The organism is Streptomyces sp. CA-288835 (assembly GCF_050936385.1).
Classification (GTDB): domain Bacteria; phylum Actinomycetota; class Actinomycetes; order Streptomycetales; family Streptomycetaceae; genus Streptomyces.
This window is the reverse complement of sequence record NZ_JBNJMW010000001.1, coordinates 5,476,377-5,501,629: the sequence shown is the minus strand read 5'-3', so window position 1 is coordinate 5,501,629 and position 25,253 is coordinate 5,476,377. Positions and strand designations below refer to the sequence as shown.

The 25,253-nt window shown below is 70.1% G+C and carries 23 protein-coding genes and 2 tRNA genes; 8 read left to right on the top strand and 17 right to left on the bottom strand.

Annotation, left to right across the window (positions count from 1 at the left end; translation table 11 throughout):
* Nucleotides 1–162 precede the first annotated feature (162 nt).
* Complete coding sequence (rox, locus tag ACQEVY_RS24900) at nt 163–1,605, top strand: rifampin monooxygenase (RefSeq protein WP_432951678.1); 1,443 nt, start codon at nt 163–165, stop codon at nt 1,603–1,605.
* 45 nt (nt 1,606–1,650) lie between these two features.
* Here rox and ACQEVY_RS24895 read toward each other — a convergent pair whose 3' ends face one another.
* Entirely contained in the window at nt 1,651–2,112 is a 462-nt protein-coding gene (locus tag ACQEVY_RS24895; protein ID WP_432951677.1) for a pyridoxamine 5'-phosphate oxidase family protein, read from the bottom strand.
* 126 nt (nt 2,113–2,238) lie between these two features.
* Between ACQEVY_RS24895 and ACQEVY_RS24890 the strand changes: the two genes are divergently transcribed.
* Complete coding sequence (locus ACQEVY_RS24890) at nt 2,239–5,298, top strand: ATP-binding protein (protein ID WP_432951676.1); 3,060 nt, start codon at nt 2,239–2,241, stop codon at nt 5,296–5,298.
* 22 nt (nt 5,299–5,320) lie between these two features.
* Here the strand turns inward: ACQEVY_RS24890 and ACQEVY_RS24885 are convergent, their stop codons facing one another.
* The 3 genes from ACQEVY_RS24885 to ACQEVY_RS24875 form a co-directional block, all read right to left on the bottom strand.
* Entirely contained in the window at nt 5,321–5,773 is a 453-nt protein-coding gene (locus ACQEVY_RS24885; protein ID WP_432951675.1) for an iron chaperone, read from the bottom strand.
* A 271-nt stretch (nt 5,774–6,044) separates the two neighbouring features.
* Nucleotides 6,045–6,419 carry a hypothetical protein gene (locus ACQEVY_RS24880; protein WP_432951674.1) on the bottom strand — a complete coding sequence of 125 codons (375 nt, stop codon included), beginning with the start codon at nt 6,417–6,419 and terminating at the stop codon, nt 6,045–6,047.
* Entirely contained in the window at nt 6,419–6,766 is a 348-nt protein-coding gene (locus ACQEVY_RS24875; protein ID WP_432951673.1) for a hypothetical protein, read from the bottom strand. The genes ACQEVY_RS24880 and ACQEVY_RS24875 overlap by 1 nt, the downstream gene beginning before the upstream one ends.
* Before the next feature lie 183 nt (nt 6,767–6,949).
* On the opposite strand from ACQEVY_RS24875, the gene ACQEVY_RS24870 reads away from it, so the two are divergent.
* Entirely contained in the window at nt 6,950–7,219 is a 270-nt protein-coding gene (locus ACQEVY_RS24870) for a GntR family transcriptional regulator (protein ID WP_432951672.1), read from the top strand.
* A gap of 46 nt (nt 7,220–7,265) precedes the next feature.
* On the opposite strand, the gene ACQEVY_RS24865 is transcribed toward ACQEVY_RS24870, so the two are convergent.
* The 10 genes from ACQEVY_RS24865 to ACQEVY_RS24820 form a co-directional block, all read right to left on the bottom strand.
* Entirely contained in the window at nt 7,266–7,868 is a 603-nt protein-coding gene (locus tag ACQEVY_RS24865; protein ID WP_432951671.1) for a GNAT family N-acetyltransferase, read from the bottom strand.
* Between the two features lie 211 nt (nt 7,869–8,079).
* Nucleotides 8,080–8,718, bottom strand: coding sequence for a hypothetical protein (locus ACQEVY_RS24860; RefSeq protein ID WP_432951670.1), 639 nt, complete (start codon nt 8,716–8,718; stop codon nt 8,080–8,082).
* A 278-nt stretch (nt 8,719–8,996) separates the two neighbouring features.
* Complete coding sequence (locus tag ACQEVY_RS24855; RefSeq protein WP_432951669.1) at nt 8,997–9,182, bottom strand: hypothetical protein; 186 nt, start codon at nt 9,180–9,182, stop codon at nt 8,997–8,999.
* A 301-nt stretch (nt 9,183–9,483) separates the two neighbouring features.
* Entirely contained in the window at nt 9,484–10,089 is a 606-nt protein-coding gene (locus ACQEVY_RS24850) for a GNAT family N-acetyltransferase (protein WP_432951668.1), read from the bottom strand.
* 247 nt (nt 10,090–10,336) lie between these two features.
* Nucleotides 10,337–10,409: transfer RNA gene (locus tag ACQEVY_RS24845), tRNA-Lys, on the bottom strand.
* 89 nt (nt 10,410–10,498) lie between these two features.
* The gene (locus ACQEVY_RS24840; RefSeq protein ID WP_432951667.1) at nt 10,499–12,082 is read right to left on the bottom strand and encodes an amino acid permease; all 1,584 of its coding nucleotides are present in this window, start codon (nt 12,080–12,082) and stop codon (nt 10,499–10,501) included.
* 333 nt (nt 12,083–12,415) lie between these two features.
* A complete protein-coding gene (locus ACQEVY_RS24835; protein ID WP_432951666.1) occupies nt 12,416–14,659 on the bottom strand; it encodes a DEAD/DEAH box helicase in 2,244 nt (747 codons plus the stop codon).
* Nucleotides 14,660–14,911: 252 nt separating this feature from the next.
* Nucleotides 14,912–15,466: a hypothetical protein gene (locus tag ACQEVY_RS24830; protein WP_432951665.1), complete on the bottom strand. Its 555-nt coding sequence runs from the start codon at nt 15,464–15,466 to the stop codon at nt 14,912–14,914.
* Between the two features lie 128 nt (nt 15,467–15,594).
* Nucleotides 15,595–15,726 (bottom strand): hypothetical protein, encoded by a 132-nt coding sequence (locus ACQEVY_RS24825; RefSeq protein ID WP_432951664.1) that lies wholly within the window; start codon nt 15,724–15,726, stop codon nt 15,595–15,597.
* The gene (locus tag ACQEVY_RS24820) at nt 15,695–16,045 is read right to left on the bottom strand and encodes a metallopeptidase family protein (RefSeq protein ID WP_328770542.1); all 351 of its coding nucleotides are present in this window, start codon (nt 16,043–16,045) and stop codon (nt 15,695–15,697) included. The genes ACQEVY_RS24825 and ACQEVY_RS24820 overlap by 32 nt, the downstream gene beginning before the upstream one ends.
* A gap of 94 nt (nt 16,046–16,139) precedes the next feature.
* Between ACQEVY_RS24820 and ACQEVY_RS24815 the strand changes: the two genes are divergently transcribed.
* Nucleotides 16,140–17,780, top strand: coding sequence for a metallophosphoesterase family protein (locus ACQEVY_RS24815; protein ID WP_432951663.1), 1,641 nt, complete (start codon nt 16,140–16,142; stop codon nt 17,778–17,780).
* Between the two features lie 78 nt (nt 17,781–17,858).
* A tRNA-Glu gene (locus tag ACQEVY_RS24810) sits at nt 17,859–17,934 on the top strand.
* Between the two features lie 89 nt (nt 17,935–18,023).
* Here ACQEVY_RS24810 and ACQEVY_RS24805 read toward each other — a convergent pair.
* From ACQEVY_RS24805 to ACQEVY_RS24795, 3 genes are all read right to left on the bottom strand, one after another.
* Complete coding sequence (locus ACQEVY_RS24805; protein ID WP_432951662.1) at nt 18,024–18,860, bottom strand: hypothetical protein; 837 nt, start codon at nt 18,858–18,860, stop codon at nt 18,024–18,026.
* 235 nt (nt 18,861–19,095) lie between these two features.
* The gene (locus ACQEVY_RS24800; protein ID WP_432951661.1) at nt 19,096–20,472 is read right to left on the bottom strand and encodes a sulfatase-like hydrolase/transferase; all 1,377 of its coding nucleotides are present in this window, start codon (nt 20,470–20,472) and stop codon (nt 19,096–19,098) included.
* A gap of 184 nt (nt 20,473–20,656) precedes the next feature.
* Entirely contained in the window at nt 20,657–22,054 is a 1,398-nt protein-coding gene (locus tag ACQEVY_RS24795) for an MFS transporter (RefSeq protein WP_432951660.1), read from the bottom strand.
* A gap of 258 nt (nt 22,055–22,312) precedes the next feature.
* On the opposite strand from ACQEVY_RS24795, the gene ACQEVY_RS24790 reads away from it, so the two are divergent.
* The 3 genes from ACQEVY_RS24790 to ACQEVY_RS24780 all read left to right on the top strand — a co-directional run bounded on the left by ACQEVY_RS24790 (nt 22,313) and on the right by ACQEVY_RS24780 (nt 25,237).
* Nucleotides 22,313–23,308 (top strand): ABC transporter ATP-binding protein, encoded by a 996-nt coding sequence (locus ACQEVY_RS24790; protein WP_432951659.1) that lies wholly within the window; start codon nt 22,313–22,315, stop codon nt 23,306–23,308.
* Nucleotides 23,305–24,144, top strand: coding sequence for an ABC transporter permease (locus ACQEVY_RS24785; protein WP_432951658.1), 840 nt, complete (start codon nt 23,305–23,307; stop codon nt 24,142–24,144). Before ACQEVY_RS24790 ends, ACQEVY_RS24785 begins: the two co-directional genes overlap by 4 nt.
* A gap of 277 nt (nt 24,145–24,421) precedes the next feature.
* Entirely contained in the window at nt 24,422–25,237 is an 816-nt protein-coding gene (locus ACQEVY_RS24780) for an SAM-dependent methyltransferase (protein WP_432955379.1), read from the top strand.
* The last annotated feature ends 16 nt before the right edge of the window (nt 25,238–25,253 follow it).

Below are 25,253 nucleotides of genomic sequence, written 5' to 3'. Positions count from 1 at the left end.
ATTTGAACGCGTTCAAAACTGGGCCAAAAAGAAAGGCAAGGAGGGTTACGTCCGCTCCTTGCCACTCTCAACGTATAGCCCACCCGGGGGCTTGCGGCAAGGCCCCCGTCGTACCGCAGAATTGCCCGGCCAAGGCCAAGACCTGCGGAAATGGGGGGTTTCATGATCGACGTGATTGTTGCCGGCGCAGGTCCGACCGGCTTGATGCTGGCCAGTGAGTTGCGGCTGCACGGTGTGCACGTGGTCGTGCTGGACAAGGAGCCGGAGCCGACTCCGGTGGTCCGCGCGCTCGGTCTGCACGCGCGGAGCATCGAGGTGATGGACCAGCGCGGTCTGCTGGAGCGGTTCCTCGCGCACGGGAAGCAGTACCCGGTCGGCGGCTTCTTCGCCGGCATCCCCAAGCCGTCGCCGGAACGGCTGGAAACGGCACATCCGTACGTCCTCGGCATCCCGCAGCCGGTCACGGACCGCCTGCTGACCGAGCGTGCCGTCGAGCTCGGCGCGGAGATCCTGCGCGGTTGCGAGGTGGTCGGGCTGAGCCAGGACGAGGACGGGGTGACCACCGAACTCGCAGATGGCACGCGGCTGCGCTCGCGCTATCTCGTCGGCTGCGACGGCGGGCGCAGCACGGTGCGCAAGCTGCTCGGCGTCGGCTTTCCCGGTGAGCCGGCCAAGGCCGAGACGCTGCTGGGCGAGATGGAGGTGACCGAGGACGAGGAGACGATCGCCACCGTCGTCGCGGACGTCCGCAAGACGCAGCTGCGGTTCGGCCTCGGGCATCTCGGGGACGGGGTGTACCGGGTCGTCGTACCCGCCGAGGGGCTGGCCGAGGACCGCGAAGTCCGGCCGACCATCGAGGAGTTCAAGCGGCAGCTGCGGGTGTACGCCGGCACCGACTTCGGCGTGCACTCACCGCGCTGGCTGTCCCGCTTCGGCGACGCCACCCGGCAGGCCGAGCGTTACCGCGTCGGCCGGGTGCTGCTTGCCGGCGACGCGGCGCACATCCACCCGCCGATGGGCGGGCAGGGGCTCAACCTCGGTGTCCAGGACGCGTTCAACCTCGGCTGGAAACTGGCCGCCGAGGTGGCCGGCTGGGCACCGGAGGGGCTCCTGGACAGCTACCACGCCGAACGGCACCCGGTGGCCGCCGACGTACTGGACAACACCCGCGCCCAGGCCGAGTTGATGTCCACCGAGCCGGGCCCCCAGTCCGTACGCCGGTTGGTGTCGGAGCTGATGGACTTCGAGGACGTACGCCGCTACCTGGTCGAGAAGATCACCGCGATCAGCGTCCGCTACGACTTCGGCGAGGGGCACGAGCTTCTCGGCCGACGCCTGCGGGACGTGAAGCTGGAGAAGGGCGGCCGCCTGTACGAGCTGATGCACGCCGGTCGCGGTCTGTTGCTCGACCAGACCGGCGGCCGGCTCTCGGTGGCGGGCTGGGAGGAACGGGTCGACCATGTGGTCGACGTCAGCGAGGAGTTGGATGTGAAGGGCGTGCCTGCGGTGCTGTTGCGGCCGGATGGGCATGTGGCGTGGGTCGGTGAGGATCAGGAGGAGTTGGTCGGTCGGATGGCGCCGTGGTTCGGTGCGGGGGTGGGCTGAGCGGCGGTGGGCTGAGTGGGAGGTTGCGGATCGAAAGCCGGAGCCTCAGACCAGCCAGCGGCCCTCGCGCATCAACTCGCGGTCGCGCAGCTCGTTTTCCTCGCGCCAGGCCTGGATGCGGCGTGGGGTTATGCGGAACCAGCGGTACGGCGTGGTCAGTTGGCGTGGGTCGAAGCCGGTGCGGGCGGCGAAGCGGTCGGCCTGCTGTTGCGGTAGCTCGTCGATCTCGAGGACCTCGACGTCGCCGTCGATCATGGCCACGTCGCGGGTGTGGCCCAGCGCGAGCCGGGCGGTCCGGGTGGCGGCCAGGTTCCTGCCGGTCGGGCTCTTGGCCGGGGTGGCCACCAGCAGGGTCTCGCCGTCCCAGTCGTGGGACAGCGGTACGAGGTACGGTGCGCCGTCCGCCGAGGCACTGGCCACCCAGACGTCGTCGTCGTGGGTGAGGCGGTGCTCGGTGTCGCGGCGGCGGTGGGCACGGGGGCGGGGGTCGGCGTACGCCACGGTCATGGTCACTCCTGGAGTCGGGGCACGATCGCTGTGGCCACAGCCTCTCCCGGCCCGTATGCGGTCCACCTCCGTGCTGACCACGGAAACCGCCACGGATAAGCGGATACGGATACGGATAATGAGCCGGTGTCCACTCCAGCGATCTCCGCCCGGGAAGCCGAAGTCCTCGCGCTGCTCGGGGAGCACCTCAGCAACGCGGAGATCGCCGCGCGGCTGTTCATCTCCGTACGTACGGTCGAGTCGCACGTTTCCTCACTGCTGCGCAAGCTGGAGGTGCCGGACCGGCGGGCGCTGTCCCGGCGCGCGGCCGAGTCCGCTCACGCCGAGCGGTCGCGGTCGGCGCCCGCCCTGCCGGTGCGGCTGACGCCGTTCGTCGGACGGGCGCGCGAGCGGGGCGAGTTGGCCGAGGCGGTGAAGACGTACCGACAGGTGACCGCGGTCGGTCCGGGCGGGGTCGGCAAGACCCGGCTCGCGCTGGCGGTGGCGGCGGAGGTGGCCGGCGACTTCGCGGACGGGGTGTGGTTCGTCGACCTGGTCCCGGTCACCGATCCGGAGCGGGTGGGGGCGGCCGTCGCGGCTGCCGTGGGTGTGGGCGAGCAGCCAGGGCGCGGTGTCGACGACGCGGTGGTGGCCGCGCTGGCGGATCACCGGGCGCTGCTGGTGCTGGACAACTGCGAGCAGGTACGGGACGGGGTGGCGTCGTTTCTGGAGCGGCTCCTGACGGCCTGTCCGCGGTTGCGGGTGCTGGTGACGAGCCGGGCCCGGCTGATGGTGCCGTACGAGCGGGTCATCCCCGTACCGCCGATGTCGCGGGCCGGTGGCGACGCGTCGGAGGCGGTGGCCCTGTTCATGGACCGGGCGGCGGCGGTCGGCCAGGCTCCGCCTCCGGCGGTGAGCGAAGGGGTCGTGGCCGTCTGCGAACGGCTCGGCGGTATGGCGCTGGCGATCGAGTTGGCGGCGGCGCGGTGGTCCACGCTCGGCCTCGACGGCCTTACGGCCGGTCTCTCCGATCAGTTGCGGATCCTCACCGGTGGAGCCCGCGCCGACGACAGGCACCGGTCGGTGCGGGCGGTACTCGACTGGAGCCATGACCTGCTTCAGCCGGAGGATCAGGCGCTGTTGCGCCGGGTGTCGGTGTTCGCTGTGCCGTTCACCGCCGAGGCGGCCGGCGCGGTGGCCGGGTTCGCTCCGCTGGATCCGGCCGCGGTCACGGACGGGCTCGGCAGGCTTGCCGAGCAGAGCCTGCTCGCCGTGAGACCGGCCGCGGGCGGCACCCGTTACCAGCCGCTGGAGACGATCCGCCAGTACGGGACGGAGCGGCTCGTCGACGCCGGTGAGCTGACCGACGTCCGCTCCCGCCACGTGGACTGGTGCCTGGCCGGCGCGAGGGCCCTCATGGGAGCCGGCGGCGCGGACTGGCGCGCTCGGTTCGACGCCGTGGCGGACGACCTCAGGGCTGCTCTCGCCTGGGCCGCCGAGCAGCCGTCGCGTCGCGGGGCAGCCTGCCAACTGGCCTTGTCATTGGCCGAGTTGGCGTTCACTCGGAACCTGCTGGGTGAGGCTCAGCAGCGGTACGAGCAGGCGGCTTGGCTTGCTGATGATGCTGTGGGTGCGACCCGCGCGGCCGGTGCCGCAGGTGCCGCCGCCGATCCTGCCAGTGCCGCCGATGCTGCGGCTGCTGCAGGTGTCTTTGATCCCGCCGATCCCGCCGATCCTGCCGGTGCGGCCAGTACGGCCAGTGCCGTCGATGCTGCGGCTGCCGCAGGTGCCGGTGCCGCAGGTGCCACCGGCGTGGCGGGGGCCGCCGGTGCCGCCGATCCCGCCAATCCCGCCGGTGCGGCCAGTACGGCCGGTGCCACAGGCGCCACCGCTGCCTCCGCGCTGCGGCACGCCGCCTCAGTGGCCGGTTGCCGCAGGCTCGGCGACGACATGTTCCGGCTGCATCGTGCCGCTGCGGAGGCCGCCCGCCGGGCCGGGGACAGCGCCGGTGCCGGCCGCGAACTGGCGGCCGCCGCCACCGTCGCGTACCGCTTCTCCACCTCGTTCACGCGGCTTCCCCCGGTGCCGGAGGTGACCGCCATGCTCGCGGAGGCGCGCGAGCTGTCCGGCGAGGACGACCCCGCCGCCGAAGCGGCCGTCGCGCTGGCCGAGGCGGCGGTGGTCACGGACGCGTACGGCGCGATTCAGGGTGACGCGGACAACACCGTCGAGGAGACCGTCGCGCGAGCCGAACACACCGTCGCCCTCGCCCGGCGTACCGGCGACCCGGTGGCGGAGTCGGCCGCCCTCGACGCGCTCTCCGGCGCCCTGAGCTGGGCCGGTGATGCCTTCGCCGTGGCAGGGCTCGCCCGGCGGCGTATCGGCCTCCTGGCTTCCGTACCGCCAACTCCCGCCCGTACGCACGAGTTGATGGACGCCCTCGCCATGGCGGCCGGAACCGCCCTCGGTGTGGGCGAGCTGCCGGAGGCCCGGCGGTGGGGCAGACAGCTCGCCGACCACCCCCAGCTGGCGGAGGCGGGCCACCACGCCACGTCCTGGCTCCTGACCGCGGACGCGTTCGCAGGCCATGCCGACGACGTGCTCACCCGCAGCGTGCGGTTCCTCGACGCGTGGGAGCACAGCGGCCGCCAGCGCTCACTCTCCCTCGGCGCCGCGGCCGCGTCGGTGGCCATGGTCCACGGGCTACGCGGCGACCAGGACGCCCGTGCGGACTGGCTCGCAGTCGTCGATCAGGCGGACACGGCAGTGGAGCAGCACAGTCTTGGCTACGGTGCGGTCCTCGACGCCATGGTCCTGCTCCACCACGGGGACGCGGACGCCGCACTGGAGCGGGTCGCGCCGGAGCCGGACGAGGTGTGGAAGTGGGTGTGCTGGATCTGGCACCACTGGTACGTGGCGCTCCGCGCGGAGACGGCCGTGCTCGCCCGGCACCCGGAGGCCCGGGCCCGCATCGACGCCGCCCGCGCCGTGGTCACCGGCAACCCGGTCGCGACCGCCCAACTGGACCGCGTGGAGGCCCTGTTGGACGGCGACCTGCCACGCCAACTCGCCGCCGCGGCGGCGTTCGACGCGGCCGGCTGCCCGTACCAGTCGGCGCGCACACTGCTCCTCGCGGGCGGCGACCATGCCACGGCCGGGACGGCTGCACTGGCCGACCTCGGCCTGACACCCAAGGCCGTCCAATAACCGGCCGCCGCTGTACGTACCTTCAGCTCACCGCCTGCTTGACCAGCGCGGCGATCCGCGCCTCCGCCTCGTCCGTCATCTCGGTCAGAGCGAAAGCGGTCGGCCACATCGTGCCCTCGTCCAGCTTCGCCGTGTCGTTGAACCCGAGGGTGGCGTAACGCGACTTGAACTTCGCCGCGCTCTGGAAGAAGCAGACGACCTTGCCGTCCAGTGCGTAGGCGGGCATCCCGTACCAGAGCTTCGGCGCGAGGACGGGGGCGTTGGCCTTGACGATGGCGTGGACGCTCTCAGCCATGATCCGGTCCGAGTCCGGCATCTCGGCGATCTTCGCAAGCACGTCCCGCTCCGCCTCAGCCGCCTTGTCCGCCCGCGCCCCACGCCGCGCCGCCTTCTTCTGCTCCTGAGCATGCTCCTTCATCGCGGCCCGCTCCTCGGCCGTGAATCCCTCGTACGAGCTGTCCTTGGCGCTGGCCATGATCACTCCTGCGGTCGTGAGTCCCGATCGGCCGGTGTGCCCTGCCGGGCCCGCCCTGCCGCTGTGCTCACAGCTTGTCCCGACCGGAGTACGGGCGACATCCGTGCTGACCACGGAATCGACGACGGACACGGAGTCGGTGTCGCCCCGGAAGGCGGTCGCGAGAATGTGACAGTGAGGCGGGTCGGTGTCACATTTTCGCGACCAGCCACCTGGCCGGGGAGGACGCGCCGACAGGGTCTTCCCTGGGCGCCGCCGGGTGTCGGCCCCGTTACGCCGTGCTGCGTTCGGCCGCTTGGGCCTCCTCGAAGCCCTCGGCGCCTTCGGCATCTTCGGTGTCCGGTTGAGGCAGGCGCAGCCCTCGGGACTCGGCGATGCGCAGGGCGTCGGTCAGGCACTCGGCGAGTCGGAGGCCTGCGTAGCGGACCTCGGTGTACGGCGACGTGGGGTCATCCAGCACGCTGCGGGCGAGGCCGAGTACGTCGGCGCCCATGTCGAGCTGCATGGACTCCAGGTCGTCGGCGAGGCGGGAGACGTATCCGCCGCCGCTGTCTGTCATCAGGTAGCAGGGGTTGCCGTCGGGGGACGGCCAGGGCAGCAGGCGGGGAGAGTTGGAGGTCGCTGCGGGGCCGGTGGTGTGCTCCATCAGGCGGCCACCTCCTGCGCGCCGATCAGGTGCCGGTCGAGGTCGATCCCGAAGTCGGCGGCGAGCACGAGGGCGAGGCGACGGCGCGCCTGGAGGGCGGCTTCTTGTTCTGCGGCGGCGAGGTAGGGGCGTACGAGGGCGGAATCTGCGCCGTCGAGGGGAGTGACGAGGCCGTACGGGGAGCGGTGCCGGGGAAGGCTCGGGGGTTCGGGAGAGGACGGACGGCGTACGACGGTGAAGTGGACGCAGAAGTGAGGGTGCCGGTGGGGACGGCGGCGCCGCTTGCCCGTGCCCGGGGCGAAGAGGAGTCGCAGCCATTCGAGGGTGCGGCGGATAAGGTCGTGCATGTCGACGCTCCTGGTAAGCGTTGGCCGTGCCCCGGGAGGTCTCTCACACCTCGCCGGGGTTTTGTCATTTCGACCATACCGGGAACTGCGTCCCCCTGCACCCCTCTGGTTAATACTGCGTCCCACCGCGTCGGGACGCGTTCGACCCCTGCGATACGCGTTTGGCTGCGGCACCGTGGAGGGATGAGTGAGCTTCCGCGCTACGAGTACGTGAAACTCGCCGATGCCATCGCGGCGGAGATCGCGTCCGGCAAGCTCCCGCAGGGGGCCGCGCTGCCGGGCGAGCGAGCCATGACTGAGCTGCACCGCGTGAGCATCGGCACCGTGCGCCGCGCCGTCGTCGAACTCCGCAAACGGGGGCTCGTCGCCACGCTGCCCGCGAAGGGGACGTACGTCATCGGAATGCCGGAGCAGGCCGGCGATGCGCCCGAAGAGAGCGAGCCGAAAACCTGAAGGAGCCGCATCGCGCGGCCACTTCGGCGTGAGTCACCCCGTACCGTCAGCCGCTCGGCGGCCGACCGCCCCGCTCCTCCTCGGAGTCGTGCCCCGCCGCGTGGTGTAGCCCACGGGCTCCTCTGCGAGGAATCCGGTACAGCACACACTGGCGAAGCGGCCCTTCGGGCACGCTCGGGTCCTCGAAGTCGTCGGCCGGGTCCCGGGCCATGCCAATCCGGCGCATCACGGCCTGGGAACGAAGGTTGTTGACGGTCGTCGATGCAACGATCTCCGGCAGCCCGAGGCCCTCGAAGCCGAAGGCCAGGCACGCCAGGGCAGCCTCGGTGGCGTAACCGTGCCCCCACGCCGAACGCATCAACCGCCACCCGATATCCACCCCCGCGAACGGCATCTCCTCGTCCACCACGTCCAAGCCGACGCGGCCGATGAACTCACCGGTCTCCCGTGCTTCCAGCGCCCACCACCCAAAACCTCGCTCGTCGAACTCGGCCTGCATGACTGCCACCGCGGCATCGCTTTGCTCCCGCGTCAGCAGTTCACCCAGGTGCTCTCGGACGTCGGGATCGGCGTTCATCGCCGCCCACGGCTCGAGGTCGGACTCCCGCCACCGTCGGAGCAGAAGGCGATCGGTACACAGTTCTGGCATGCCGACCAGCTAACGCCCACCACACACAGGGCGTCGATCGGTTATGTCGAACCCCACGGTGCTCGCCGATGCCAGCCGCGTTGCACAGGGCAGCGCGCCGGGCAGGCGGGCACGGGATGCGTGTGGCCCGTACGGGGAGGGCTGGTGATCTTCCGGCGAGCATGCGGAGGCCCGGCCGCGCGCAGGCGCGAGCCGGGCCGGCAGCGTCTGATCAGAAGTTGCCGTTCGACAAGATCTCACCCGACTTGTCGTACACCGTCACCAACCCATTCTCCGACTCGTAGCACGAGCCGAACGCCGACGCGATCAGCTTCCCGTCCGACGCGTGTGGGCCCACCAGCCCGCCGGTGTAGTCCGTGAACACCTCGGCCGCGTCGAGGATGTCGTTCTGCTCGTCCGCGCCGGTCACCTTCGTGACGTGCTTGACGGCCGACTTCTCCGTTGCCGTGCCGCTCTTCGCAACGCAGTCTTTGAACTGGTCGGCCTGGCTCTTGGCCGGCGCTTTCTCCTCTGGGGCGTCCTCGGCAGGTGTGTCTTCAGCCGGAGCTTCTGCGGCGGGCTCGTCCTTAGCGGCGGGCTCGTCCTTGGCGCTGGGCTCGGAGCTGACCGTGCTGCCCTTGCTGCTGTCGTCGGAGCCACCGCTGAGTGCAGCGCCGAAGATGCCGATGACGACGAAGAGCCCGACCACGCCGGCGCATCCAATGCCGATGACCTTCCCCGTGCTGGACTTCTTCGGGGGCTGCGGCGGCGGGGCACCCCAGCCCGGCTGCGGCTGCTGGTGGGGCGCACCCCATTGGGTCGGCTGCTGCGGTGGCCCGTACCCGGGCTGCTGCGGGTATTGCTGGCTCATGGATCCCCCCATGGTGCGGTGTTGCGTGAGATGGGTGACGTTATCCGATGTGTGCATGATGTGAAGGGAATCAGTAGTTCCTGTTACGAACCTGAGGCGAAACGGTGAGGGCCCGCCCCGGCGACGGGTCCACGGGGCGGGCTCCGCGTGCCGTGGCGGGTCAGCCGTCATTGCCCGCCGAGCGGCCGGTCTCGAAGGCGCAGCCCGGCACTCCTCACATGCCACACGAGTGCCATCACCTCGATCACCCGCAGGTCAGAGCCAACACACCGCATCCCCTATGCGGTTAGAGGCGCTCCGTCGAGCGTCGTCCAGCGGGAGGCAGGGCCGCCACCGCCGCCGAGGAAGAGCCGCACGAACGCGATCATCATCGGCTCCGCTGCCGCCGTCATCGCCGCGATCGTCACCACCGGCATCGTCGGGGTGCAGTCCACAAACGACGACAGCGGATGCTCACGGAGCACGGCTACACGGACGTGCGGGCAGAGGTGCTTGCGGCTCCGCCCGGCAGACGGAAGATCGGCACGCTCATCGTCCAAGCGCGCCTGACCTCATGATCGCCGTGAAGCCCCTGCGGGACGTCGACCCGGCCGGAGCCCCTCCATGCCTTGGTCGTCCGGCCTTCGGGCCAGCAGCGGGCCAGCTACCGATCAAGCCCCAAAACGCGCCGAAGCTCCAGATGAGATCCGTGGCGCGCGCACGAGCCCGCCCCCGGCAAGGGCTTGGACGGCTGGCCTCAATCATGCCGATAGCCTGCATCCAAGTTCAGGAGCGGAGCTCGCCTTCCAGCAGGCCCATGGTGAACATGTCGTACCACTGGCCATCGCGTCGGAAGACCTGACGCAGCCTGCCTTCCTCGACGAAGCCGACCTTCTGGTAGACGCGGTAGGCGGCGAGGTTCTCGGTGACGACGGTCAGCGTGATCTTGTGCAGGCGCATCTTCTCGAAACCGTAGCGGCAGATCGTCCGCATGGCGTCGGTGGCGTAGCCGCGGCCCCAGTACTCCTTCTCGCCGAGGTAGATGTCGAGTTCGGCGCATCCGGTCTCCGGCTCGGCTTCGCGTAGTGTGACCAGGCCGATGAGCTGTGCGTCGGAGAGCACCTCGACCCCGAAGAGGACGTCGCCGTACGCGTTGCGCGGCCGCTCCTCCATCCGCTTTCGGACCTGGGCCAGCGGCTGGGCGTAGCCGTCGTTCATCCAGCGCATGACGTCAGGGTCGTGGTTCCACCGCCACAGAGCCTCAGCGTCCGACGGCTCCATCGGCCGCAGCTTCACCGTGTCCCCGAGCACCATGTCGGCCAGCCCTTCGGATGCTCTGTGATCAACCTTCGCGAACTGCCAGAGGTAGCACGGGCTGATCTTCGTACTCAACCGAATTAGCGGCTGAGGCCGGCGCTTCGCGTGCGTGGCGGGCGAGTTGAGCGGCTCCGGGTACTCCACAGATCCACGTCCGGGTCGGGTGGCGTGGACATGGGACCTCCTTGTGGCGCGAGCGTTGCGGCAGGTTGCCACGGTGCGGCGGGGAGGGGTCCCGAGAACGAAACAGCGCCCGAGTCGGCCGAAGCCGACCCGGGCGCTGCGGAGCAGGTCAGAGGGCGTGCAGCCCGCCTGCGAGGCGTAGGCCCTGTGGGACTCGAACCCACAACCAATGGATTAAAAGTCCACTGCTCTGCCAATTGAGCTAAGGGCCCTGGCGATGTTGCTCCCCCGAGCATAGCCGGACGTGGCCGGGTCTCCGATCGGGTATCGGGGTCCCGGCCACGGCGGGTGGGGCGATGCGTCAGGGATCTACCGGTTCCGGGGCGTTCGCGCGGGCCGCCTCTCGGGCGCGGGTGCGTTCGTGGTCGGGGTTGAGGAACCAGTGGCGGGCCGAGGCGTACCACCAGGCGGCGGCGAAGCCGAGGACTACGAGGACGGCGATGGGGGCGTAGTTGAAGGTTTCCCAGGTGACCGGGGAGACCTGGGGGAGCATGAACAGGATCGTGATGAAGATGACCCAGGACACCGCGATTACGCCGATCGGGCCCGACCAGCGGCCCAGGTGCCACGGTCCGCGTTCGAAGCCGTCGCCCTTGCGGAGCCGGAGCAGGGTCGGGATGACGTACGCGATGTAGAGGCCGATCACGGCGATCGAGGTCACCGCCGCGTACGCGGTCACGTTGATCAGGTACGGCAGTCCGAGCAGTAGCGCTCCGCCCGCCGCCAGCCACACGGCCGCGACAGGCGTACGGGTGCGCGGGCTGACCGTGTGCCAGATGTGTGAGTAGGGCAACGCGCCGTCGCGCGAAAAGGCGTAGATCATGCGGGAGTTGGCGGTCACGGACGCCATGCCGCAGAACAGCTGGGCGCCGATGATCACCAGCAGGAGCAGCTTGCCCGCGGTCGCGCCGAGCGCGTCGAGGAGGATCTGCGCGGGCGGTACACCCGTGGCGGACCCGAGGGCACCGTCGTACGACTGGATGGCGAAGGTGAAGCCCAGCAGGAGCACGAAGCCCGCTATCCACGATGTCCAGATGGATTGCACGATGCCCTTGGGGCCGGCCGTGGACGCGTCGTGCGTCTCCTCCGTCATGTGCGCGGAGGCGTCGTACCCGGTGAAGGTGTACTGCGCCATCAGCAGGCCGAGGAGGACGACGTACACGCTGCTGCTCCACCCCGTGTTGTTCACGAACTCCGTGAACACGAAGGACGCCGACTGGTGGCTGTCCGGGGCGAAGGTGAGTGCGCCGACGATCACCGTGACGCCCAGCACGTGCCACCACACGCTGACGCTGTTGAGGAAGCCGACGATGCTTACGCCGAAGGTGTTGAGGAGGCCGTGCAGGACGAGGATTCCGGCGAAGAGCAGGATCGTACGGCCGGGTGTGACCTCGAAGTCGAACTGCAGGTTCAGGTACGCGCCGAGGAACGAGGCGGCGCCGAAGTCGACGCCCGCCGTCACCGCCACCTGGCCGAGGACGTTGAACCAGCCCGTGAACCAGGCCCAGGCGGCGGCCGTTCGCTTCGGGGCCAGCCGGTGCGACCAGAAGTACAGGCCCGCGGAGGTCGGGTACGCCGAGCAGATCTCGGCCATCGCGAGGCCGACGAACAGCGTCATCAGGCCGACCGCCGCCCAGCCCCACATCATCACGGCGGGGCCACCGGTGTTCATGCCGAACAGGTACAGGGTCATGCACCCGGACAGCACGGAGATGATCGTGAACGAGACCGCGTAGTTGGAGAACGCGGACATGCGGCGGGCCAGAACCTGGGTATAGCCGAGCTGCGCCAGACGTTCCTCGTCGGAGACGGGCGGCGCGGTGACCGATGCGGGGGCGGCGACGGTGGAGTCGCTCGCGCCGGAGGGTGGGGACGGTGTTGTCATGCCCCGAGCGTTTCCCTTGCCGGGGGCGTGACATGCGCTACGGATGAGCTCGGTTTGGCCAAAAATAAGTCTCGGGTAAGCCGACCGGTTTACGGCCCGTGAACGCCGCGGCGCTCCGCTGGTTATGCGGTTCGAAGCTGCGGGTTCGTTGTGGCTGATCGCTCCCCCACTCTCGACTTCGCTCGAGCGGGGGCCCCCATCGCGGCGGAGCCGCAAATTGATACAGCCCCGCGCCCCTTGAGGGCCTGCGGCCCCCTCGGGCGCGATACCGCGCCGCGAACGCCGTGGGGCCCCGGCGACCGAAGTCGTCGGGGCCCCGCGGGCTAGCGTGTGTCAGCCGTTGCGCTTCCAGCGCGGCTTGTCGTCGCGGCGGCCGAACGATGAACCAGTGCCGGAGCCGGAGCCCGCGCCACGGTGGTCGTCACGGCGGCCGTACGGGCGGTCGTGGCCGCCGGAGCGGAAGCCGCCCGAGGGACGGTCACCCTGACGGTCGCGGTTGAAGGGGCGGTCGCTGCCCCGGTGCCCGGAGGGACGCTCGTCCCGGCGAAAACCACCGGTGGGACGGTCGCCGTCACGACGGTCATCGCGGCGGAAGCCACCCGAGCCCGAGCCACCCGACGGACGCTCGTCCCGACGGAACCCACCACGGTCACCATCACGACGCTCATCACGACGGAACCCACCACGGTCACCATCACGCCGGTCATCACGGCGGTCATCGCGACGGAACCCGCCACGCTCACCGTCACGGCGGTCGAAGGAACGGCCACCCCGGTCACCGTCACGCCGGTCGTCGCGGCGGAAGCCACCCGAGCCCGAGCTACCCGACGGACGCTCGTCCCGACGGAAACCACCACGGTCACCATCACGACGCTCATCCCGACGGAAACCACCACGGTCACCGTCACGACGGTCATCACGGCGGTCGTCGCGGCGGAAGCCACCGGACGGACGGTCGTCACGCCGATCCCGACGCTCGTAGCTGCCCCGCTCATCCCGACGCTGACGCGGCTGCTCATACGCCGGCGCGGACGCCTGCTCCGGCACGGAGGCAGCGGCAAGCGCCTCGGCCGCGGCGGCCTCCACGACGGCGGCGGCCTCGGCGAGCGCGGCCTCCGGGTCGTCGCCCCGCTCGCGCGCGGCGCGGGCGAGCAGGCGGTCGGCCTCCTCGCGCAGCTCGGTGGCACGACGCTGCGCGCGCTCCAGCTGCTTGGTGAGCTGGGCGACCTCACGCTCGGCCTGCTGCGCGGCGTTGCCCGCCGACTCGGCCTGCACCTCGGTCATGGACCGGGCGCCGGTGATCTCCGCGACCTCCGGGTCGAAGGCGGCACCGCCCTGGATGATGTGGCGCGAGGCGTCGACGCCCGCGTCCTCCATCTGACGGAAGATCTGCCGCCGCTGGTGCGGCAGGGACAGCGATACGACCGTGCCGGAGCGGCCCGCGCGGGCCGTACGGCCGGAACGGTGCAGGTAGTCCTTGTGGTCACCGGCCGGGTCGACGTTCAGGACCAGGTCGATGCCGTCGACGTGGATGCCACGGGCGGCGACGTCGGTGGCGACGAGCGCGTTGACGTAACCGTCCTTGAAGTCGGCCAGCGTCCGCGTCCGCGCGCCCTGCGTCATACCGCCGTGCAGCGCGTCGGCCTTCACGCCCGCGTCACGGAGCTGCTCGGCGATACGGTCGGCGCCCAGCTGCGTACGTACGAAGATGATCGTGCGGCCCTTGCGGGAGGCGATCGCGGCGGTGACCGGCGCCTTGTCCTTGGGCTTCACGATGAGGATGTGGTGCGACATGGTCGTGACGTTGCCCTGGGCACTGTCGACCTCGTGCGTGACCGGGTTGGTCAGGTAGCGCTTGACCAGCGTGGAGATCTCGTTCTCCATCGTGGCGGAGAACAGCATGCGCTGGCCGCCGGCCGGGACCTGGTCGAGGAGTTCGGTGACCTCGGGCAGGAAGCCCAGGTCGGACATCTGGTCGGCCTCGTCGATCACGGCGACCTGGACGTTCTCCAGGGAGCAGGCGCCGCGGTTGATGATGTCGCGCAGCCGGCCGGGGGTGGCGACGAGGATGTCGACGCCGCGCTCAAGGGCGTAGATCTGGTTGCCCATCGACGTACCGCCGCAGACGACCTTCATTTTCAGGCCGAGCACGTCGCCGTACGGCTGGAGGGCGTCCGCGACCTGCATCGCGAGCTCACGGGTCGGGGTGAGGATGACGCCGCGGGGCTTCTTCTTGTCGGTGTGGCCGCCGGACAGCTGTGCGAGCAGCGGCAGACCGAAGGAGAGGGTCTTGCCGGAGCCCGTGCGGCCGCGGCCGAGGATGTCCTTGCCGGCCAGGGCGTCCGGGATGGTCGCGGCCTGGATCGGGAAGGGGGTGGTCACGCCGTTCTGCGCGAGCTTGCGCACGATGCCCTCGGGCAGCCCCAGGGTGCCGAAGGTGACCTCGGGGGTCGTGGGAGCCTCGGCCTCGACGGCCTGAGCCTCAGCGGCCTGGGCCTCGACGGCCTCGGCAGACTCGGGCACTTCGACGGCCTCGTTCTCGGGCACGACGACGTGATCAGTACTGGAAATGGACATGCGAATGCGAAACCTTCCGGAGTCTCGTCGGCACGCGCCCGTCAACTCCGTGTTCGCAATTCGACCGCCTCAATGCGATCCAGCCACGGCAAGGGAGAGTACGCGCCACACGGCGCGCTCTGTATTGGCGCCGGGCAAATGGGATCAAACGATCTACCAAGATACGCACCCTCCGACCCTCAAGGCAAATCGGCCCGTCAGCCCCGGCCCGACCCTGGTCGCGTAGCCCAGGTCGGCCACCGTCGGCCCTGGTCAGCCGCTTACGCCCGCCTGCGGCGCGGGCTCCCGCTGCGCGAGCTGCGTCGTGGGTTCCGGGTGGGCCGAGGAGGACGGCTCGGCGGTCGTCGGGGTCGGCGAGGGCGTGGGCGACTGCTTCGGCGGCGTAGGCGGCTTCGGCCGGGGAGTCGTACGGGACGGGGTCGGATGCGTCTTGGTCGGCCCGGGGACCTGCGGGTTCGGCTCCTTCTTCCCCGGCTCGGACGGCGACGAGGGGTCGCTTCCGGCGTCCCCCGACGCCGCTGCCGACCCGTCCGCGTCCCCGCCTTCGCCCCCGCCTCCCGACGCCGACGCACCGGGCTCCCTCGAGCCGTGTTCTTCGTCACCCGCCCCGCCGAGCCCGGAGCCACCGCCGCCGCCCGTCACCGCCGAACCTCCGTCGGGCGCCGCACCACCCCGCTGCCCCGCGGAGTGCGAGGGCCGGGCACTGCTCGCATCGTCGTCGTCATCGCTGACGTTCATACAGCCGGCGGTCGCCGTGACGGCCAGGGCCACGGCGGCCAGACGGACGGGTACGTACAGGGCGCGCACGGGCAGCCACCTCCGGGGCGAGGACGAGCAGTCCCCCTGCCCAACTCCCGCCGCCCGCAAGAGGACACGCCGCCGCAAGAACAGGTTTCAACAGTCGTACGGTACGGATCTCATCCCTATCCGCGCCCCTACGCGAAGCCGCACGTATGAGCCTCGTACAGACAGGCCTCGTACAGACAGGCCTCGTACAGACAGGTCTCGTACAGACAGGTCTCGTACGTACGGGCCTCACCCGTACCCGAGGGCGTGCAGCCGCGCATCGTCGATCCCGAAGTGGTGGGCGATCTCGTGAACCACCGTCACTTCCGTTTCCGCCACGACGTCTTCCCGCGACTCGCACATCCGCAGCGTCGGCCCCCGGTAGATCGTGATCCGGTCCGGCAGCACACCCGCGTACCACTCGCCGCGATCCGTCAGCGGAGTCCCCTCGTACAGCCCGAGCAGCTCGGGATCGTCGCTCGGCGGTTCGTCTTCGACGAACACCGCCACGTTGTCCATCAGCCGTGTCAGCTCCGGCGGGATCCGGTCCAGGGCCTCGGAGACCAGTTCCTCGAACTCCTCGCGCGTCATCTCCAGCACAGAGCCATTGTCGGGTACGGACGTCACCCGCGAGAGCCGTACGAAGCCCCGATCGGTGGGCATATCCGGTCCCGGACTTGGGCATACGGGATCAATGGCCCGCGTCCCCGCCGCCGCTCTGCACCACGTACGCAAGGCGCCAGCCGCCCTGGTACGCCACTATCGCGCTCGCCGCGCACACCCCGTCATCGAACTCGTCCACCAGCCGCACCCGTACACCCGCGCCCTCGGTCTGATCATGGTCGTGCTGGTCGGGGCCTGGCTGGGCCTGCTGATCGTGGGGAACGTACGCGCCCCGGTCGGTCCCATGGACACCACGATGACCCTGCGCCCCTCCTTCACCGGCGGCACGAAGATCAACGTCTCGCCGCTCGGCGCCCTCGAACTGCGCAGCCATGTCGCGCCCATCCGCCTGGACGTCGACGTGGACCAGCTCGACCCCGTCCGCTCCCAGGCCCTCGTCGACCACCCCGAACGGCTCTCCGGCCTCCAGGACGAGGTCACCAGCGACGTCGGCGACGGCACGCTCGACCTGGCCGTACGCTCCGGAGTCGCCGTCGTCTCCGGCGCCACCGCCCTCGGCCTCGCCGTCTACCGCCGCCCACGCCGCGCCCTCGCGGCCGGCGGCCTGGCCCTCGCCCTGCTGGCCGCCTCCGGGGCGACGGCCTTCGCGACCTGGAACCCCAAGTCGGTCCTGGAGCCGAAGTTCTCGGGCCTGCTGAGCAGTGCCCCCTCAGTGGTCGGCAACGCCCGCAGCATCGTCAGCGAATTCGACGTCTACCAGAAGGAGTTGGCGCGCCTGGTGACGAACGTGACGAAGCTGTACGACGCCACGTCCACGCTTCCCGCGTACGCCCCCGACCCCTCCACCATCCGTGTCCTGCACGTCTCCGACATCCATCTCAACCCGGCGAGCTGGAAGATCATCGCCTCGCTGGTGAAGCAGTACAGGATCGATGTGATCGTCGACTCCGGCGACACCATGGACCACGGCTCCACGGCGGAGAACGGCTTCCTGGACCCGGCGGCCGACCTGGGCGCCCCGTACGTATGGGTGCGCGGCAACCACGATTCGCGGGACACGCAGGCATATCTGGAGCGCATGAAGAACGTGCACGTACTGGACGACGGGCGGGCCGTGTCCATCGCGGGCCTGCGGTTCGCGGGTATGGGCGACCCGCAGTTCACCCCGGACCGCTCCAAGGAGGTGACCGCATCGGAGGAGCTGGCGGGCGCCCGTCTGGCCTCCGCGATCCGCGACCAGGAGACGGCGGGTGCGCCCGTGGACATCGCCATCGCGCACAACCCGGACGCCGCGCGCGAGGTGGACGGCACGGTCCCGCTCGTACTGGCGGGCCACCTCCACCACCCGGAGATGGAGGTCATGAAGTACGGCACGCGCCTGCGCATCGAGGGCTCGACGGGCGGGAGCGGGCTGCGCGCGCTGCAGAACAAGTACCCCGACCCGATCGAGACGTCGGTCCTCTACCTGGACCGTGAGACCCGGCGCCTCCAGGCCTGGGACGAGATCAAGCTGGGCGGCCTGGGCCTGACCACGGCGGAGGTCAGCCGCCACCTGCCGGAGGAGAACCGACCGGGCGCGTCCCCGACGCCGTCGCCGTCTCCTGGTTCCCCATCGCCTGGATCCCCATCCCCTGGTTCCCCGTCTCCTGGCACGGCGTCGCCGTCTCCCGGCTCCCCCTCGCCTCCCCGTTCTCCGTCCCCCTCCCCCTAACCCGTTTTGCCGATCCCTCCCGACTCCCATATGCTGCTGACGTCCCCGACGCGCCGTGAGGCGCCCAGGCAGGCCCCAGCCCTCATCGTCTAGCGGCCTAGGACGCCGCCCTTTCAAGGCGGTAGCACGGGTTCGAATCCCGTTGGGGGCACCAGCTACTTTGCGTGACTACAGTCACGCCTTCTCCGTCTTCTCCGGCGACATGGTTCATAACCCCGCGTTCTTCGACGCGTTCCGCGCCCTTCAAGACTTGGTGGACAGCTCGCCACGTGGCCCGATGGCATCGGCCACGCCCAAGCACTTCCCGCCGCGAAAGATGCCGAGCTCGTAGTGCACGGAATCGACGGAATCGTCATCGAAAGCCCGGACACGAATCCCGATCTCGTAGTCGCCGGGGTAAGTCACCTCGCCGACGTACTGAATTCGATACGACCACGGGGCCAGGTCCGGCACGAGACCTCCCTCGCCCAGTCCGATTGCCTCTAGTGCGAACGCCGTGATGGCCTCGTCGTACCAGGTGGCCAGGGCGATGAAATTGACGTGCTGGTTGGAGTCGACGTCACCGATCCGAGCGCGCAGCGGGGCGAAATACGCATAGTGATCTCGCTGATGCCGCTCGGCGCCCGGACGGGTCATGCCCGTCTGGCCCGACTCCGGCAACTGCAGGTCGGCCAGATCGGCGATCAATTCATCAGGAAGTGCCAGAGGTCCCGCCGCACCGCTCAGCACGATGGTGGCCTCGCCGCTCCCCACGCGTTTGCTGCCGACGAAGACCGCATGCTCGAAAGTGAATGACGATCGCCCGATGCGACGAACCCCGGTATGCACTTGAATACCCGCATCTGCCCGGCCGACGGGTGCGAGCCGTTCAACGCGTTGGCTGACGAGCAGGATGTGAAACGGGTCAAATTGGCCGGCAGCTACGAGTCGTTCGAAGCGGCGCAGTCGCACTCGTAACCGCGCATCCTCCAGCCACCGCGCCACCCCCGTCGTGCTTACCGAGCCATCCCGGCCGAGGTCGGCCTGGCGCACCCGGACATCGAGCTGGGTCGGGAACGTGAAATCTCGTACTTCAGTCATCGATAAAGCTCCCTAACGGTGAGTTCTTTGCGTACTGACTCCTGGCGCCACAACAGCCCCTGAAGTCAGCCGAGTTGAAGACCCACATGGAGCGTAGGGGGTTCGGCCGCCGTGACTGAAGGCAACCCCCTCGGGGCGGGCCCCCAAAGCGCGGCGGACGGCATGATGCTCACTCAGACCGGCTGGAACCGACTCCGCCCAGTGACAAGCCGGTCTGCGAGCTGACTCCGAGCCCCTACGCGCCGTCGGGCTCTCCCGCTGTGATCACCGGACGCGGTTCGCCGCTCTCGACGATGCGTTGTACGAGTCGCTGCCTCAGCTCCGCTCGTACGTCGGCGTATGCCGGGTCGGCCGCGAGGTTGGTCAGTTCGTGGGGGTCAGAGTGCAGGTCGTAGAGGTAGGCGTCCTGGTAGTGGTCGGCGCGTGGGTCGTTCCAGGGGTCGGCGTTCGGGGCGGTCGCGGCGTACTTCCAGCGGTGTGTGCGCAGGGCTCGGGCGACCTCCGATTCGCTGATCTGGATCAGGACCTCCTGCGGCCAGTCGGGGGCGGTGCCGTGCAGTAGCGGCAGCAGGGAGCGGCCTTGCATCTGTGGGGGTACGGGCAGGCCCGCCGCCTGCAGCAGGGTGGGCGGCAGGTCGACGTGGGCGACCAGGTCCGGCAGTCGTACGCCGCCGCGCAGGCCGCCCGGTCCGCGGAGCACGGTGGGCACGCGTACGGAGGCGTCGTGGACGCTGCGTTTGTACTCCTCGTTGCGCGTCTTGAAGTGGCAGCCGTGGTCGGAGGTGAAGAGGATGACGGTGTCGTCCAGTTCCCCGCTTCGCTCGAGGGCGGAGACGAGGCGGTCGAGCACCTCGTCCAGCCGGCGCACCATTCCGTAGTAACCGGGCAGGTGCTGCGCCCAGTTGCCGCCGCCGAGGGCCGCCAGGTCGGAGGGCACCCAGGGGTCGTCGTAGCGGTCGCTGTAGCCGGTGGGAGCGGGATAGTCGTCGCGGGAGTTCTGGTGATGCGGCTCCAGGAACGACAGGAAGAGGAAGAACGGCCGGTCGCCGTCCCGGCCCCCGCCCCGCTCGCTCTCGATGAAGTCGATGGCCGCCGTGCCGAGCGCGTCCGCTCGGTAGCCGTCGAAGTGGTGCGGGGCGCCGTCGCCGTCGTACAGCGTGGTCTCGTACGCGTCCGAGGTGAACTCCAGCAGGTTGGCCGCGAGCCAGTACTCGTAACCGGCCCGGTCCTCCTCCGGCACCGGGCCGGCCGTACTGCCGCCGGCGAGGTGCCATTTGCCGATGTAGCCGGTCGCGTAGCCCGCGTCCCGGAACGCCCGGGCCAGGGTCGGGGTGTCCCGCGGGAGGCGGAGGCCGTTGCGGAAGACCCCGGTGGTGGTCGGGTACTGCCCGGTCTGGAGGCTGGCGCGCGAGGGCGCGCAGACGGGCTGACACGTGAAGGAACGGTCCACGCTCACGCCGTCCGCGGCGAGCCGGTCGAGGGCGGGGGTGAGGCCCATGGGATTCCCGTGGAGGCCGGTGGTGTCCCAGCGCTGCTGGTCGGTGAAGAAGACGAGGACGTTCGGACGGCGCGCGGGCGCGGCGGGCCCGTCGGGGGAATCGCCAAGGAGCATGGTGCATGGTCCGTTTCGGTGTGACGTCGGTGGCGAAGTGGTCCTCCGGTGGTGAACCAGTCCGGTGACGAATGGGGCCCTTCGTTCATGACGTACCCCGGCAGATCATGAGGTGGTCCGGTCGCTCATGACGCGCCCCGCCGATCACGAGTTAGGCCGGCCGTTCGTGAGGCGCCCCCGCCGATCACGAAGTGGCCCTGCCCTTCCGGCCCTTCATCAACAGACCGGGATCACCCGCAGGCTCCCCCTCCGCCCCACCCCGCGTCTCCGACAACAACCACGCCGATACGAACGAAATCGCGCCCACAACCGCCAACAGCACCCCCACCGGCCAGCTTGCCCCAGCCCCCGCCACCAGTGCGGTCGCGATGGCCGGGACGAAACCGGCCACCATCGCCGAACCCTGCGTGGCGATCCCGAGCGCCGAGTACCGCACACGCGCCCCGAACAGCTCCGCGAAGTACGCGCCCTGGATGCTGGACATACACACCGCACCGCCAAGTCCCGCCAGTGCCATCGCACTCCACGCGGCAGCGGTCGATCCCTCGTCGACCAGGGCGAGATACGGAAAGCCCGAGGCGGCGACGAACGCGGCGCCGGTCAGATACAGCGGCTTACGGCCGATCCGGTCCGAGACGGCGCCCGCCACGGGCATCAGCAGCAGCCCGAGCACGTTGTAGAGGACCACGCCGACGAGCGCGACGTACTGGGGATAGCCACGGGTCGTGGTTGCGTACGCGATGATGAACGGCTGGTAGACCTGCGAACTGCAGGCCTCGCCCAGTCGCGCGCCGAAGGCGAGCGCGGTCGTACGCGGGTACTTCCGCAGCGTCGCGGCAAGAGGCGCCTTCTCCCGCACACCGGCGGACTTGACCCGCTCGAAGTCCGGGGTCTCCTGGATGGTGCGGCGTACGAGCAGGCCCGCGACCATCAGCACGATGCTCAGCAGGAACGGCACCCGCCAGCCCCAGCTCAGGAACTCGTCCTCCGGCAGCAGAGCGAACAGGCTCACGAGGCCGATGGCCATCAGGTACCCCACGGGGCCGCCGGCCTGCGGAATGCTGCCCCAGAACCCGCGCCGGTGACGCGGGGCGTGCTCGACGGCGAGCAGCGAGGCGCCGGCCCATTCGCCGCCCAGGCCGAGGCCCTGGGCCATGCGCAGCGTGACCAGCAGCACCGGCGCCCAGATGCCGATGGCGTGGTAGTCGGGCAGCAGCCCGATCAGGAAGGTGCACGTCCCGATGATGAGCATGGTCGCCACCAGGGACTTCTTACGGCCGACGCGGTCACCGAGGTGCCCGAAGAGCAGCGCCCCCACCGGTCGCAGGACGAAGCCCACACCGAAGGTGGCCAGTGAGGCGAGGGTGCCGAGCACGGGGCTGACGTCGGGGAAGAAGAGCTTGTTGAAGACGAGGGCGGCGGAGAGCCCGTACAGGTTGAAGTCGTACCACTCCAGTGCGGCGCCGGAGAGGCTGGCGGCGATCACCTGGCGCATGGGCTGCGCGGGTGGTGCGTCGCGGTCTCCGGCTAAGTCTGCGTCCCCGGCGGGTGCGGCATCCGCGGGGACATGGTCGTCAGCCATGGCGGTGCGCTCCGATCGGCGTTGATGCGAGCGGTTGCGGGCGCGAACCTTTCCAGCGGAACGATCAGGCTTCCAGCCGGTGCGCGCCAGGGTCAAGACCGCGTACGGGACGCCACGACGCGACCGCAGGTCCCCGGCCACGACCCCGCCGCTCCCTGGCCCCAACTCCGCGACCGCCACCCGTACATGACAGATGTCATGAGGGCCAATGACAGACCGCACTCCCAACTGCCCCCGCTCGCCGGGAGCCTGGAGTGCATGGACGCAGTCATCGAAACCGCCGGTCTGCGGCGGCGCTATCAGGGCTTCGAGGCCGTACGAGGCGTCGACCTCACGGTCGCCCAGGGCGAGCTCTTCGCTCTCCTCGGGACCAACGGGGCCGGCAAGACCTCCACCCTGGAACTCCTGGAGGGCCAGGCCGCCCCCGCCGCCGGAACCGTCCGCGTGCTCGGCCGCGACCCGTACCGCGAACGCGCCGACGTCCGGCCCCGTATCGGGGTGATGCTCCAAGAGGGCGGCTTCCCCACGGAGTTGACGGTCATGGAGACCGTACGCATGTGGGCGGGCTGCACCAGCGGGGCCCGGCCGGCGGCGGAGGCCCTGGAGCTAACCGGGCTGTCGGGGCGGGGAAGAGTACGGGTCAAGCAGCTCTCCGGCGGCGAGCGGCGCCGGCTCGATCTCTCGCTGGCGCTGCTGGGTCGGCCGGAGGTGCTCTTCCTCGACGAGCCGACGACCGGCCTGGACGCGCAGTCCCGCCGCGACACCTGGGACCTGGTCCGCGAGCTGAAGGAACAGGGCACGACGGTGCTGCTCACCACGCACTATCTGGAGGAGGTGGAGGTGCTGGCCGACCGACTGGCGATCATGCACGGAGGGATGATCGCCACGTCCGGCACGGTGGCCGACGTGGTCGCCGAACGGCCCTCCCGGATCAGCTTCGAGCTGCCTCTCGACCGCTTCCTGGGCGATCTGCCGCCGCTCGCGGCGCTGGGCGTGACCGGGCACGAGCAGTCCGGCCGGACGGTCCGGCTGGAGACGGGCGATCTGCAACGGACCGCCACCGCCTTGCTGTTGTGGGCCCGCGACGAGGGCGTGGAGCTGCGCGGCCTCGACGCCCGGTCGGCGACGTTGGAGGAGGCGTTCATGGAGATCGCCAAGGGTCTGGAGAACGGCACGGGTCTGGAGAACGCGGGCCTGGAGAACGGCAAGGGTCTCGCGGGAGCGGACCCGGAGCGCGAGGGGACGCGACGATGACACCAGTAGCCCGTACCGAACAAGCGCCCTCGGCCACGTCGACGGCCACGACCCCGACCCCAAAGACCACCACCACCACCGCCGCGGCCCGCATGATCGCCCTCGGCCGCGCCGAGCTGACCCTGCTGCTGCGCAGCAAGGCGTCCATGGTCAACGCGGTGATCCTGCCCAGCGCGGTGGCCTTCGCGATGCGCGGCGCGGTCGAAGGGATGGACCTCAAAGGCACCGGCCTGTCGGTGGCCACCGTCCTGCTCCCCGCCGCACTGGCCAACGCGCTGTTCTTCGCCGTCTATACGAACCTGGTCGGCGTGTACGTCCTACGCCGCGAAGGCCTCGTACTGAAGCGGCTGCGCACCGGCGAACTGCGCGACTGGGAGATCCTCACCGGCGGCGCACTCCCGGCACTCATGCTGGTACTCGTGCAATCCGTGCTGCTGGGCGCCGGGATGACCGTGTTCCTGGACGCGGAAGCACCGGCCGCCTGGCACCTGGTGGTGGCCGGCCTGCTCATCGGCGTGGCGATGCTGGTCGCCGCGGCGGCACTGACCGCGGCGTTCACCCGGACCGCGGAGAGCGCACAACTGACGTTCCTGCCCTTCCTGTTGGTGACCATGTCCGCCTCCGGGGTCTTCGCGCCCCGCGAGGTGCTGCCGGACGCGATGGCCGACATCGCCGCCTGGCTGCCGTTCTCCCCGGTGATGGACCTGCTGCGGGGCGGCTGGACAGGAGACCTGGGCGCGACGGAACAACTCCGGGCGGCGCTGGTCGCCTTGGCGTGGACGGCCGTCGCCGTGTACGGCGTACACCGCCGCTTCCGCTGGGAGCCCCGCCACTGAGCGACGCCTGTAGCCAAACCGCCAGGCCTACGGCCCGACCGGCACATGCCCCGCAAAGGCATGCCCCGCTCGGGCCGAAAGCCGTTCCCCCAGCGGCAGTTGGAGATCCGCTCCCGAGACGCGCACGTACGTCGCTCGGACGGCAGAATGACGCCCACCGGCAGCCCGTACCAAGCCCGTGACCAACTGCCCGGCGCCATCCGGCCCTTGGGCATACGAGGCGTACGAGACTTACGCGGCGGACGAGGCGTCCAAGGACGTACGAGGAGAGGACGACGTGAGCGAGAACCAGCCCGACGGCACGGAGACCCCGCGCATCGACACGACGACGGCGCACAACGCCCGCGTATGGAACTACTGGCAGGGCGGCAAGGACAACTACCCCGTCGACGAGCAGGTGGGTGACCATGTCGCCGGGATGATCCCCGTCATCCGCGACATCGCCCGCGCCGACCGGGCGTTCCTGAGCCGTGCGGTGCGTTTCCTGGCCGAGGAACGCGGCATACGCCAGTTCCTCGACATCGGCACCGGGCTGCCCGCGCTGGAGAACACCCATGAGATCGCCCAGCGGATCGCCCCCGAGTCGCGGATCGTGTACGTCGACAACGACCCCATCGTGCTCTCACACGCCCGCGCCCTGCTGACCAGCACCGCGGAAGGCGCCACCGACTACATCGACGCCGATGTGCACGACCCGGACGCCATCCTGCGCATCGCGGGCGACACCCTCGACTTCACCAAGCCCGTCGCCCTGATGCTGCTCGGCATCCTCAACTTCGTCCTCGACGACACCGAGGCCCGCTCCATCGCACACCGCCTCGTAGCGGCGCTCGCCCCCGGCAGCTTCCTGGTCCTGACCCACCCCACCACGGAGCCCGAACTCGGCGGCGACCTCCAACTGGAGGCCATGGCCTTCTGGAACGCCAACGCCAAGCCGCCGGTCACGGCCCGCAGCAAGGACGAGGTCGCCACGTACTTCGACGGCCTTACGCTCCTGGACCCGGGCCTCGTCTCCTGCTCCCGCTGGCGCTCGGAACCCGGAACGGAAACCGGCCTCGTTCCCCAACTGGGAGCCGTGGCGGAGAAGGCCTGAGCTCAGGGCGTTCCGG